This is a genomic window from Aeromonas sp. MR7 (assembly GCF_963899385.1).
In the GTDB taxonomy this organism is placed as follows: domain Bacteria; phylum Pseudomonadota; class Gammaproteobacteria; order Enterobacterales; family Aeromonadaceae; genus Aeromonas; species Aeromonas bestiarum.
On sequence record NZ_CAWQXH010000011.1, the window covers coordinates 1,232,796 to 1,245,771 of the forward strand.

General features: G+C 60.8%; 11 protein-coding genes. 6 read left to right on the forward strand and 5 right to left on the reverse strand.

Features of this window, described 5'->3' with window-relative positions; genetic code table 11:
• Positions 1-10: 10 nt before the first annotated feature.
• From AACW87_RS10525 to AACW87_RS10535, 3 genes are all read left to right on the forward strand, one after another.
• Entirely contained in the window at positions 11-790 is a 780-nt protein-coding gene (locus AACW87_RS10525) for a TatD family hydrolase (RefSeq protein ID WP_241324955.1), read from the forward strand.
• Positions 791-1,165: 375 nt separating this feature from the next.
• Positions 1,166-2,107, forward strand: coding sequence for a site-specific integrase (locus tag AACW87_RS10530; RefSeq protein WP_241325031.1), 942 nt, complete (start codon positions 1,166-1,168; stop codon positions 2,105-2,107).
• Between the two features lie 169 nt (positions 2,108-2,276).
• Positions 2,277-2,549, forward strand: a complete 273-nt coding sequence (locus AACW87_RS10535) for a RepB family protein (RefSeq protein WP_241324956.1) — start codon at positions 2,277-2,279, stop codon at positions 2,547-2,549.
• 212 nt (positions 2,550-2,761) lie between these two features.
• Here the strand turns inward: AACW87_RS10535 and rsmF are convergent, their stop codons facing one another.
• From rsmF to AACW87_RS10555, 4 genes are all read right to left on the reverse strand, one after another.
• Positions 2,762-4,192 (reverse strand): 16S rRNA (cytosine(1407)-C(5))-methyltransferase RsmF, encoded by a 1,431-nt coding sequence (rsmF, locus tag AACW87_RS10540; protein ID WP_098985132.1) that lies wholly within the window; start codon positions 4,190-4,192, stop codon positions 2,762-2,764.
• 131 nt (positions 4,193-4,323) lie between these two features.
• Positions 4,324-6,876, reverse strand: a complete 2,553-nt coding sequence (locus AACW87_RS10545) for an MlaD family protein (RefSeq protein WP_241324957.1) — start codon at positions 6,874-6,876, stop codon at positions 4,324-4,326.
• A gap of 133 nt (positions 6,877-7,009) precedes the next feature.
• Entirely contained in the window at positions 7,010-7,618 is a 609-nt protein-coding gene (locus AACW87_RS10550; RefSeq protein ID WP_043134796.1) for a paraquat-inducible protein A, read from the reverse strand.
• Positions 7,596-8,228: a paraquat-inducible protein A gene (locus AACW87_RS10555; RefSeq protein ID WP_043134795.1), complete on the reverse strand. Its 633-nt coding sequence runs from the start codon at positions 8,226-8,228 to the stop codon at positions 7,596-7,598. The genes AACW87_RS10550 and AACW87_RS10555 overlap by 23 nt, the downstream gene beginning before the upstream one ends.
• A 148-nt stretch (positions 8,229-8,376) precedes the next feature.
• On the opposite strand from AACW87_RS10555, the gene prpB reads away from it, so the two are divergent.
• The 3 genes from prpB (at position 8,377) to AACW87_RS10570 (ending at position 11,986) form a co-directional block, all read left to right on the forward strand.
• The gene (prpB, locus tag AACW87_RS10560; RefSeq protein ID WP_241324958.1) at positions 8,377-9,264 is read left to right on the forward strand and encodes a methylisocitrate lyase; all 888 of its coding nucleotides are present in this window, start codon (positions 8,377-8,379) and stop codon (positions 9,262-9,264) included.
• An 11-nt stretch (positions 9,265-9,275) separates the two neighbouring features.
• Positions 9,276-10,403 carry a bifunctional 2-methylcitrate synthase/citrate synthase gene (gene prpC, locus AACW87_RS10565; RefSeq protein WP_098984050.1) on the forward strand — a complete coding sequence of 376 codons (1,128 nt, stop codon included), beginning with the start codon at positions 9,276-9,278 and terminating at the stop codon, positions 10,401-10,403.
• Between the two features lie 137 nt (positions 10,404-10,540).
• A complete protein-coding gene (locus tag AACW87_RS10570; protein ID WP_103470754.1) occupies positions 10,541-11,986 on the forward strand; it encodes a bifunctional 2-methylcitrate dehydratase/aconitate hydratase in 1,446 nt (481 codons plus the stop codon).
• Between the two features lie 84 nt (positions 11,987-12,070).
• Here AACW87_RS10570 and AACW87_RS10575 read toward each other — a convergent pair whose 3' ends face one another.
• Entirely contained in the window at positions 12,071-12,814 is a 744-nt protein-coding gene (locus AACW87_RS10575; protein WP_241324959.1) for an FFLEELY motif protein, read from the reverse strand.
• Positions 12,815-12,976 lie beyond the last annotated feature (162 nt).

Sequence of the window (12,976 nt, forward strand, 5' to 3'; positions counted from 1 at the left end):
AAGGTTCTTTATGTTACTCGTTGATTCCCATTGTCACCTCGATCGCCTCAGCTATGGCAGCAAGCAGACCGACATGGCTGATGTGCTGGCCAAGGCCGCGCAGCAGGATGTGGGATACTTTCTGTGTGTGAGCGTCACCCAGGCACAATTCCCGACCATGCTGGCGGCGATCGCCCCTTATCCTCAGGTGTTTGCTTCCTGTGGCGTGCATCCGCTCAATCAGGAACCCGGTGTCGATGCCGAGCTGTTGCTGGTGCAGGCCAGCGATGAAAGAGTGGTGGCCATAGGGGAAACCGGGCTCGACTACTTCTACTCGCCGGAAAACAAGGAGGTACAGCAAGCCTCCTTCCGCGAACACATCCGGGTCGCCCGCGCCTTGAACAAGCCGCTGATCATACACACCCGTGATGCCCAGCAAGATACCCTGCAGATCATGCGTGAAGAGGGCGCCGACCAGGTGGGTGGTGTGTTGCACTGTTTCACCGAATCCCTGGAGATGGCCCAGGCCGCCATGGAGATGGGCTTCTATATTTCCATTTCCGGCATAGCGACCTTCAAGAATGCGTCCGCGCTGCAAGCCGTGGTCAAGGCGCTGCCGCTGGCGCGCTTGCTGGTCGAAACGGACTCTCCCTATCTTGCCCCCGTTCCTCATCGGGGGAGGGAGAACGAACCCGCCTTCGTACGCGATGTTGCCCAATTCGTTGCCGACCTTCGCCAGATCCCGCTGGCCGAGCTGGCGGAAGCGACCAGCCGCAACTTCTTCGAACTGTTCAAGTTGGCAAAAAAATAGAAGATGAGGCCCCGGATAACGGGGCCTCTTTATTTCAAATCATCCTCATACTTCCCCTCGTCAGCATTGCCTATGCGACCTGTTATCTCTCACTGTTATTGAATGTCAGCATAATGATATGGCTGATAAACCGGTCGACTAAAGATGTTGCTGCTGCAGGTGATCATCGAGGTTCAAAGGGGTTAATCAAGGTTTCTATAAGTATCGATAATATTCATTATCGATACTTGATGTATATGAAGGATCCTGTAAGATCCTCCCAAACTTCATATTGAATCATAGACTTACGTGGCTTATCCGACCCTTGCTCCCTCCGCTCATCAGTCATTGCAGACTGTGTTCGATCCTCAGCTCAATAGCCGGGCGAGACGCTTCTTGCGCAGTGCCAAGGCGGATTCAACCCTCAATGCCTATCAGGCTGACACCCGTATCTTCGTGTTCTGGTGCCAGCTGCATGGGCTGGATCCACTGAAAACCACCCATCACGACATCATGAACTTTCTGGCAGATCAGGCCGATGGCATATTGGCGGACTGGGTCTGGCTGGACAAGGAAGAGGGCAAGGGGGAACTGCGCAACGGCGAGCCGCGCAAACCCGCGACCCTGGTGAGACGACTGGCCGGGATCCGCTACGCCTTCAAGCAGAAAGGCATTCATCCCATGCCGACCGAACATGCCGAAATCAAGGAGATGATGCGTGGCATAGTGCGTCTTGGCGATAACCGCAAGCGCAAGACGGGGGCGCTGACCCTGCAACCCTTGGCCAGGGTACTCGATGAAATCGATACTTCCAGTCTGGCCGGTTTACGGGATCACACCCTGTTGCTGCTGATGTTCAGCGGGGCTCTGCGCCGCTCGGAGGCGGCCAGAATCGAGGTCAGTGACCTCGATTTTGTGGGGCAGGGGATCCGGCTTCGACTCAAGCCGAGCAAGCATCAGCTCCATGAAACCGAGATAGCACTCATACCCGGCAAGCAATATTGTCCCGTCTCGGCGCTGCACACCTGGCTTAAAAAGAGCCGGATCGGCGAGGGGGCGCTGTTTCGTCGCATGAACCGCTGGGGTCAGCTTATGTCGGAACCCCTCGGTCCCCAGGGGATAAACCTGATGATCAAGCGGCGCACCGGCCAGGCCATCGATGATCTCTATGTCAGTGGCCACAGCCTGCGACGGGGATTCATCACCTCGGCCGTCACCGCTGGCAAACCCATGAACAAGATCATCGAGGTGACTCGTCACAAGGACATGCGTACCCTGCAGGAGTATTTCGACGACGCCCACAAGTTCTCCGATCACGCACTGGATGGCTTGTTGTGACATTCCGCGTCACTGCATTTTTTATGTTAAATTACATCTTGTTGATCTGATGATATATTTATCGCGCTTTGCCAAGGAGCTCGATGGGAGGGGAGAGTTCTTTTGTTCAGGCAACAATGCGCCACAGGTTAGAGATAACAAACGTTAAAGCAGAACATTGCAAGGTCATATGAGCCAGGAAATAAATGTGAATGAGGCCCAAGAGGCGGTCCCGCACAACAATGCCGAGCGGCAGCGTCAACATGTAAAACGCAAACAGGAAACCCACAGCCGGTTGCAGTGCTGGATCAGCAATCGTCACGCAGAGCGGCTGCAGGCGTTGGGGTTGCACCTCGAAGACAGTCAGGCTTCGCTCATCGAGCAGGCGATAGATCTGCTCTATCAACATGAGCTGTCATCCCAACCCCAGGTTGAGCAAGAGATGGCTGAGGCACTCGAGTGAGAGACGGGAAACTGAAAGTGCGGACATAAAAAAAGCCAGGTACGAATTCCTTGTACCTGGCATAGGGGAATTGGCTCCTTGCAGAGCCGTGCGCTAACTGGTGTTCGGATAGCCTTAAGCTTAGACAAGGCTCAAGGCTTTTCAAGATCCGAGCAAAAGTTCAACCCGAGTGTGGGTTTTCAAGACTCGATCAGACGTGAGTCATCACGCACTCAGGCGCCGAACAGATTGTTGTCGCGCACCAGCTCGCGGGGCAGGGCATTCTTGACCCGGCTGCCAACCCATTTCCCCATGCCCAGGGTATGACCCTGATAACGAACTATCACCTCGCCCGAGCCAGCTTCCTGCGCTGGCCAGACATCCCGCCCCATCATGAACTCCCGTGCATTGGCGCTGTCGAGTTCGATAACCCCGAGCGTGGCCTTGTCTCCATAGGCCAGCGCCCACTCATGGGTGAGGCGATAACCCTTCTTGAAAGTCTCCGCCAGCTTGATGCCGATGCGATCGAACCGCAGCTTGCCCTGCACCTGCCCAAACAGGTGAGGGAACAGCCAGATCTCGTCATTGCGACCAAACAGCTGACCCAGGGGGGCCACACCAAAGTTGGCTTCAATCTCGCGCAACATGGGCTCGGCCTCTTTGACAGGTAGTGGCGAGAAGGGGAACTTGCCGAGTTTACCCGGCTTGAACATGGTGTTGGGCACAGAGTGATGTTTGCGCAATCTGGCGACGAAAAAGCCCTCACTGTCGAAGATCTGGGGCCAAACATGCAGATATCCTTCGGGCGTACAGGCCTGCTCCGCGTGGGGGAACAGGTCGGCCAGCGAGTCAACGCTCAGGGCATCGCCGAACTTGTCCAGCAGGGACTGACAGACCGCCTGGTTCTCCTGTTCGCTCAAGGTGCAAGTGGAGTAGACCAGCACGCCACCGGGCTTCAGGGCATGAAAGGCGCTCTCCAACAGCCCTTGCTGCACAGCCGCAATCTCATCGATGCTCTCGATGCTCCAGTTGCGCAGGGCGTCTTCATCCTTGCGTACCGTCCCCTCGCCGGAGCAGGGGGCGTCGAGCAGTATGGCGTCGAAGGTCTCCGGCAACCACTGGCCAAATACCTTGGCATCGAAGTGGGTCATGCCCACATTGGTCACGCCGCAGCGCTGAATGTTGGCGCTGAGCACCTTGAGCCGGCTGCTGGAATATTCGTTGGCAACCAGCATGCCCTGGTTGTTCATCAAGGCCGCGATCTGGGTAGTCTTGGAGCCGGGGGCGGCGGCGGCGTCCAGCAGCATGCCATCCCGCTTGACCTGAGCGCTGGCAAATAGCGCCGTCACCGGCAGCATGGAACTCGCTTCCTGGATATAGAAGAGGCCACTCAGGTGTTCCGCGGTATTGCCAAGGGGCACGCTCTCGTCGCTGCGACTCAGCCAGAAGCCGGTCTCGCACCAGGGTACGGGCTCAAGCTGCCAGCCCTGCGGTTGCATCTGTTCGACAAATGCGGGCACCGAAATCTTCAGGGTATTGACCCGTATGCTGCGGCGCAGTGGGCGCCGGCAGCTGGCCACGAACGCATCCATGGTGAGATGCGCCGGCATGATGGCCGCAATATGGTGCAAGAAGTGATCGGGAAGGTAGGTATTGTCGTGCACTGTGCCGTCTCGCTGACCCAAAAAGAGGGGCGACATCTTATCACACGGCCAGGAATATTCTTAACGGGCAATGAGCAAGGGGGAAAATGAACAAGCCCGGCACAGGGCCGGGCTTGAAACAAGTGAGAAGATCAGGGCTGGATGCGAGGACTCCACTCCTGCCACTCCTTCTCCGCCTTGCCATACAGCGGGTAGCTGTGGCCGGCCTTGACGGTCGAGCCCATCTCCCGCTCCGGGGTATTGAAGGCGATGCCGCCCGCCAGCAGGCTCTGCACTGTTTCCACCTCTATGGTGCCGCCGGTCAGGCCTATGTCGGCCTTGACCCCGGAGACATTCCAGAAGCGGGTGTTGGCCCGCACCAGATGGGCATATTCCTTGTCGACATTCACCTCGATCAGCACCTCGCTGCCATCGCGCGCCAGCGCCACCTTGGTCACGCTGCCCACCACCATCTTGCGAAATAGCAAGGGGCTGCCGACACTCAGGCCATTGACCGAGGGGCTCTTGAGGGTCAAGGCCAGGCCAACCGGGCCACTCTGACTCAAGGGGAAGTGATCCTTGCCGGCTCCCTGACCTGGCTGAGCCTCCACGAAGGCCCCCTTGATCAGGGTGTCGAGGTGGGCGACGCCGCCCAGCCCCAGCTTGGCCTGCACCAGGGTGAAGCGGGCGCCGGATTGCAGGAATCGCTCGGCATACTGCCCATCCAGCTCAGCCTTGAAGATCACCTGACCCAGCGACGGTTCCAGCTCGATCTGCTCAATCTTGCCGATGTCGACCCCGCGATAGCGGATCGGGCTGCCGAGGCCCAGACCCGGGTTGCTGTCGGCTACCAGGGAGAGGCTGCGCACTTTCGCCTTGGCCTGCTCCTTGCTGTCAAACAGCTGGTGACTGCTGCGGCCGGTGCCGAGCCGATCAAACTCGATGGCGCCGCGCAGCAGGGTGGCCAGATTGCCCACCTTCACCTGCACACCATCGACCCGCACTCGGGTATCCAGCGCCGGTTTTTTCCAGAACTGCGGCAGCTGTGAAAGTAGAGGGGCATAGACGCCGTCAATTTCGAGCTCGATCTCGACCCCTTCCTTGGCGGCGCGCAGCTGCTTGACCTTGCCAGCCTCAAGCCCCAGATAGAGCACGGGGGAGCCGATGCCGATGCCATCGGCCTGTTCGGCTTTCAACAACCAGCGCTGGGGCTTGGCGTCCCGGGTGCCGAGCAGAGCCAGCTCCTGACTCGGGTAGAGACGGTTGATCCGCTCACCACTCGCCGCCTGCACCAGCTTGATACCGCCGCCGATCCAGGCGCTGGCCGGGCTTGTCTCCACCTTGATGCCGCTGAGATCGGCATCGATCTGCAGCGGCGCCGCCCGATAGAAACGGGCCCGTGCCAGCAGATGCTGATACTGGCTGTTGACCACCAGGGCGACGCTGGCATTGCCCCTGGCATCCAGGGTCAGCTGGCTGATCTGGCCGACCTGCAGCCCCTTGTACCAGAGCGGCGCCCCTTCATTGAGCCCCGCCAGATCGTCGGCCTGCAGAGTGACCCAGGTGCCACTGACCTGATCCTTGCTGCTCAGTGTCATGGCCTTGACCCTGTCGCCTTCCACGTAGTCGAGGCGAATGGCCGGGCCGGCCAGCAGGCGATCCGCATGCTTGAGACCGGCCGCACCGAGGGAGACAGTCTCCCAGACGAGGCGGCTGTTGCCGGTGATCCTAAATGCCTGTTCAGGGTTGATCAGCGCCGTCACCACCCGACCCTTGTCGGTCAGACGAATGGGGTCAACCCGGCCGATTTCGATCCCTTCATAGAGGATGGGCATCCCCTCCTTGATGGGCAGATCACCAGCCACTATGTCGATCCGCTCGCCACGGGCCGCTTCGGCCAGCCCCTTGTAGAGGACAAAGGTCTGGCCTTTCTCCGGCTCGGGGGAGGCTTGGGGAGAGTCAAACGCTATGCCGCCGCTCAGTATGGAGGTGAGGCTGCCGGCTTCCACATTGACCCCGGCCAGGCTGAAGGAGCCCTTGATGCCGCTGATGTTCCAGAAGCGGGTGTCGGCCTTGATGAGGTGTTCAAAACGCGGCTCGATCACCAGATCCAGGATAACGTTCTGGTTGTCCTGGCCGAGGCGGGTGTTGATGACACTGCCCACTTCGATACCGCGAAAATAGAGCTTGGCGCCGATGCCGACCGATCCCAGCGAATCGGCGGTCAGGTGCAGCATGCGCCCCTGTGCCTGATAGCCGGGGGGAGGGCCGTCCAGTGCATCGAACTCCTCTTCCAGCGGGTTGTTGTCCCGACCGGGCTGCAGGTTGATGTAGTTGCCGGAGACCAGGGTATCCAGGCCTGAGATCTCGGTGAGCGAGGCCTTGGGGCTCACCAGCCAGAAGTCGGAGCCCTTGCGGATAAGCGGCCGGGCCCGGCTGTCTATCTTGGCCAGCACGGCTATCTTGCGGCCGTCCGCGGCCAGCTCCAGCTCCTGCACCACACCGATGGCCACGCCCTGATAGCGCAGCTGAGTTTTGCCCGGCAAGATGCCGTTGCCCTGGGCAAAGTTGATGCGAATAAGTTGGCCACTGCTCGCAAACTGCTGGTAGATGAAGCCACCCGCCAGCAAGAGGGCGATAACGGGCAACAACCAGACTGGCGACAACCAGCGACGCTTCTCAATGACGGGTTCAGCCCCGATCATACCGACTCCTTAATTGGCTGAGATAAACAGCAGTTCAGATACATAATCCCCCGCGCTTTGCCTTGTGACAGCGCAGGCGGTTATTCACCATTCGGGCATCCACGGACAGGCGGGATGCGTGTTCAACAGGTCATCAACGGGCCGCCTTGTCCCATAGCAAGCGGGTATCCAGCATGCGGGCCGACATCATGGTCAGTACCACCACACCGGCAAACGCCGTGGCGCCGGGCCCAGCCCGCACATTGAGCAGCACGCCGCGGTCCACCAGGGCCACCATCAGCGAGATGACGAACAAGTCCAGCATGGACCAGCGGCCGATGAAGTCGATGATGCGATACATGATGAGCTGGCGCTTGCGGCGCACCGGCTTGCTCCGCTGCAGCTGCCAGCAGATCCAGCCCAGCCCCAAAATCTTGCCCACCGGCACTATGATGCTGGCGGTCAGCACTATGGTGGCGATCCCCGACATCTTGCTGCGATAGAGCATCATGATACCGCTGAAGATGGTGTCGGACTGCAATAATCCCTTGTTGTAGAAGTGGGTGATGGGCAGCAGATTGGCAGGCAGCAACATGAAGGTGGCCAGCGCCAGCAAACCCCAGGACCAGGCCAGGGAGTGGGGGATGCGCACCTGCAACCGGCTGTGGCAACGGGGGCAGACGCTGCCCGCCCGATAGCGCACCAGCAGGCCGCAGGTGTGGCAGCGGCACAGCCCCAGCTCACGGGCGCTGGTCTGGGACATGATCAGGCTCCTCCAGGGGTACGCGCTCCCAGTAGGGGGCGGGATCGAACAGGATCAGCAGCGTCATGTTGAGCAGCATCAGGATCCCCAGGCTCAGCAAGCCGCCGCCGAGACGCACATCGGCGATGTCTATCAGTTTGAACAGGGCGACCAGCAGGCTGACGATGTAGACCTCCAGCATGGCCCAGTGACGAAACACCTCCACCGCCTTCAAGGTCGGCGCCAGTATGTGCCAGCGCTTGGCAAGGCCGGAGGCCAGCGCAAAGATCCCGAGCAGCAAACCCACAGGCGCCAGCACGGCGCACCAGAACACCAGTCCCGCCACCCAGAATTCGTGCTCGACCATCAGCACCAGAATGCCCTTGAGCAGGTTCGCATCCGAGTTCACCCCGGCCAGACGCAGGTAGATGAGCGGTTCGAAGAAGGCAGAGGGCAGCAACAGGAACCCCGTGATGGTCAGCGCCATCAACTGGGAGGGGCGAAAGGCGTAGCGTCCATACAGATGCTGGTGACAGCGGGGACAGTGAGCGTGGCGGCGCAGAGGCAATAACTTGCGTTCGATCAGCAAGTCGCAAGCCGGGCAGACGATCACGGGATTGGGATCCGACATTACGATTCAACCTGTTGAAGGAATTGGTGAAATTTACCCTAAAACCCGCGTCCTGTCTTGCCTGGCGCCGTTCTGCCACGAAAGTATGATTGACGTTAACGTAAACGTGATATTAGATAGTCGAACCAGACAAATGAAAGGAGTCATGATGTCCAGCCTTACCCCCTCGGCAGGTCTGCGGTTTCGCACCGCCCTTGCCAACGAACGGCCACTGCAGATCGTCGGCACCATCAATGCCTACATGGCCCTGATGGCCGAGCGTAGCGGCTTTGCGGCCCTCTACCTCTCCGGTGCCGGGGTGGCCAATGCCTCCCATGGCCTGCCGGATCTCGGCATGACCTCCCTCAACGACGTGCTGATCGACGCAGAAAGGATCACTGCGGCGACCAAGGTGCCGCTGCTGGTCGACATCGACACCGGCTGGGGCGGCGCCTTCAATATCGCCCGCACCATTCGCGCCTTCGAACGCGCCGGAGTGGCCGCCGTGCACATGGAAGATCAGGTGGCCCAGAAGCGCTGTGGCCACAGGCCCAACAAGGCGGTGGTCTCGCTGGAGGAGATGTGCGATCGCATCAAGGCGGCGGTGGATGCCCGTGAGAACGGGGAGTTCGTCATCATGGCCCGCACCGATGCGCTGGCGGTGGAGGGGATAGGCCCGGCGCTGGAGCGCGCCGCCGCCTACGTGGCAGCCGGGGCCGACATGATCTTCGCCGAGGCGGTGACCGAGCTCGGTCAGTATGACAGCTTCAAGCAGGCCGCCGGGGTGCCCATCCTCGCCAACATGACAGAGTTCGGCAAGACAGATCTGTTCGACAAGGAGGCGCTCGCCGCCCACGGCGTCGACATGGTGCTCTACCCGTTAAGCGCCAGCCGGGCGGCCAATCAGGCCGCGCTCAACGTCTACCAGCACATTCGCCAGGATGGCCACCAGAGGGCCGTCGTGGACACCATGCAGACCCGGGAAGCCTTGTATGACTTCCTCGGCTATCACCATTACGAGCAGACACTGGATCGTCTGTTCACATCCAGGGATTAGGAGGCAAGGTTATGGGACAACAGAAGCCATTGGGCGGCGCCGGCCTGCGGGGTCAGAGCGCGGGGGAGACCAGCATCTGTACCGTGGGCAAGAGCGGTACCGGGCTCACCTATCGCGGCTATGACATTCAGGAGCTGGCAGACGGCGCCCAGTTCGAGGAGGTCGCCTATCTGCTGCTCAAGGGCGAGTTGCCCAGTGAACAGCAACTGCTGGACTACAAGCGCGAGCTGCGTCGCCTGCGCAGCTTGCCCAAGGCCCTGCTGGAGGTGCTTGAGCTCATCCCCGCCAATGCCCATCCCATGGATGTGCTGCGCACCGGCTGCTCCATGCTCGGCGATCTGGAGCCGGAAGAGGGCTTCGAGCACGAACATGAAGTGGCCGATCGCCTGCTGGCCGCCTTCCCTGGCATATTGATTTATTGGTACAAGTTCAGTCATGAAGGGGTGCGCATCGCACTCGATACCAACGAGGAGTGCATCGGTGGGCACTTCCTGGCCCTCTTGCACCAGAAGGCCCCGAGCGAGCTGGAACGCCGGGTCATGCACGTCTCCCTCATTCTCTATGCCGAGCACGAGTTCAACGCCTCCACCTTCGCGGCCCGGGTCTGTGCCTCGACCCTGTCCGATCTCTTCTCCTGCGTGACCGCCGCCATCGGTACCCTGCGCGGCCCGCTGCACGGCGGCGCCAACGAGGCCGCCATGGCGATGATCGAACCCTGGCAGGATGAGGCTCAGGCCAGGAGCGAGCTGCTGGCAAAACTCGCAGCCAAGGAGAAGATCATGGGCTTTGGCCACGCAGTCTATCGCACCTCGGATCCGCGCAACGTCATCATCAAGGCGTGGTCGGCCAAGCTGGCCGAGGCGGTGGGGGACACCCGTCTCTACCGCGTCTCCTGCGAGGCGGAGAAGGTGATGTGGGAGGAAAAAGCGCTTTTCCCCAACGCCGACTTCTTCCATGCCAGCGCCTATCACTACATGGGGATCCCGACCAAGCTGTTCACCCCCATTTTCGTCTGCTCGCGGGTCACCGGCTGGTGCGCCCACGTGATGGAGCAGCGCGAGCACAACAGGATCATTCGCCCGAGCGCCGATTATGTCGGCCCGGCCCCCCGTCATTTCGTCTCTTTGCAACAACGATAAGATGCAGCGCCCTGCCATCGTTGACATCCACCACGGCCCGGCGCCTGCGCAAGCAGGCCTGTGTGGTCATGTGTCGGCGATGGCGGCCCAGCCGCTCGTCACCTCCTTCTATTCACAACAACGATAAGGAAATCACGATGTCCGCCAACGTCGACGTCAACCACAGACCCGAACCCGATCAGGTGCTGGTCGATATTGCCGATTATGTCTGCAGCCACCCCATCACCAGCCAGGCCGCCCTCGATACCGCCCGCTACTGCCTGATGGATACCCTGGGTTGCGGCCTCTTGGCCCTGCGCTTTCCCGAGTGCACCAAGCACCTGGGCCCCATAGTCGCGGGCACCACTGTTCCCCATGGCGCCCGGGTGCCCGGCACCCAGCTCTGCCTCGATCCGGTCAAGGCGGCCTGGGACATAGGCGCCATCATCCGCTGGCTCGATTACAACGACACCTGGCTTGCCGCCGAATGGGGCCATCCTTCCGACAACCTGGGGGGCATTCTGGCCACAGCCGACTGGCTGTCGCGCACTCGCGTGGCCGAGGGCAAGGCGCCGCTCACCATGGCCGATGTGCTGACAGCCATGGTCAAGGCTCATGAAATTCAGGGAGTGCTCGCGCTCGAGAACTCCTTCAACCGGGTCGGTCTCGATCACGTGGTGCTGGTGAAGGTCGCCAGCACCGCAGTGGTGACCCATATGCTGGGCGGGAGTCGGGATCAGGTGATCGATGCGGTCTCCCAGGCCTGGGTCGATGGCCAGAGCCTGCGCACCTATCGCCATGCGCCGAACGCCGGGTCGCGCAAGAGCTGGGCCGCCGGGGATGCCACTTCCCGCGCCGTGCGTCTGGCGCTCATCACCATGAGCGGCGAGATGGGCTATCCCGGCGTATTGAGCGCACCCAAGTGGGGCTTCTACGACGTGCTGTTCAAGGGCAATCAGTTCGCCCTGCATCAGGGCTACGGCAGCTATGTGATGGAGAACGTGCTGTTCAAGATCTCTTACCCCGCCGAGTTTCATGCCCAGACCGCCGTCGAGTGCGCCATGAAACTGCATGGGGAGGTGAAAGGGCGGCTCGACGAGATCGACCGCATCGAGCTCACTACCCACGAATCGGCCATTCGTATCATCAGCAAGGTCGGCGCCCTCAACAACCCGGCGGACCGGGATCACTGCCTGCAGTACATGGTGGCCGTGCCGCTCATATTCGGGCGCCTCATTGCCGAGGATTACGAGGATGGCATAGCGGCCGATCCCCGCATCGATGCGCTGCGCGCCAAGATGGTGGTGCAGGAAGAGAAGCGCTACAGCCGCGAATACCTGGAAGCGGACAAGCGGTCGATTGCCAATGCCATCCAGGTCTTCTTCAAGGATGGCAGCCACAGCGCCAAGGTAGAGGTGGAATACCCGGTCGGTCACCGCCGTCGCAGGGAGGAGGGGATACCGCTGCTGGTGGAAAAATTCCAGCACAACCTGGCCACCCGTTTCCCGGCCAAGCGGGTACACGAGATCCTCGCCCTCTGCCAGGATGGCAAGCAACTGGCCGCCACGCCGGTCCACGCCTTTATGGACTTGCTGGTGATTTGACCGCTCGCCTATCGGCGTACAGCGAGAAACGAGAAGCGGGCCATTCGGCCCGCTTTTTCATGTCTGCCTGCATGACTCCCGAGGTCAATCCAGCACTGTGCTGTCACCCGCCAGCAACGCCTGCATGATGGCCGTCTCGCGGCTGGCGATGGTTTCCAGAAACTCGTTGGCCCGCCCCATCTGATGGCAGACCCGATAGCCGCGCTCGACAAACGAGAAGAGCTCGCCGAGCCCCGCCAGATGGGCCGGTCCCGAGATAAGCTTGAGAGTGGTGCCAAGGAAAGGCTTGCGGGCCAGTCTGTCCAGGGTGAGCCCCAGCTCGGTGACCAGGATTATCTGATGGGCGCGCCGTTCGGGTTCGCCCACCTCCCGATAGGCGAGGGCATACGCCTCTGCCGTCAGCCGATGGATGGCACCCCTGCGGCGCAGCGCCACCACCATCAGGTAGTCGAGCTCCTCGGAGAGAGCATCGAGTTCAATAGCCTGCGCCAGCACCTTGAGGCCGGACTCCGGCAGCAATCGCTCGGCGGTGGGCATGACCCGCATCACGTCTGCATCGCGGCGGGCGCAATCCCCCGGGCCGTAGAGGTCGGTCAGGAAGAACTGTGCGGCCGGCCCGTAGCGTTTGCTCTGCAGCAGATCACCGTGGGTGCGGCCCAACCGATCCGCCTGCCACTGGCGCAAGCTGTCCCTGTCTTGTTGATCTTCCGGGTGGGTACGCATCTGTTCGCGCAGGGAGGCAACCCGGTTGAGCTGGCGATAGAGCCGCCCCAGGGTACTCTCGTCGTCAGCTTCTGGGTCATCGGCTATGTGTGTTTCTTGGGTCATATGCTGCTCTCTGGTGACCTGCACGAATGGCCTGACGGCTAGATAAAACGAGGACATGAACCCTGAAAGGGAAGCGGAACTGCCACTCGGGTACGCCTTTGCCTGTTAGTGTAACGCGAGCGGGAACGAGGAGAAATGCATGGAGCATTTACTCAACCGGCT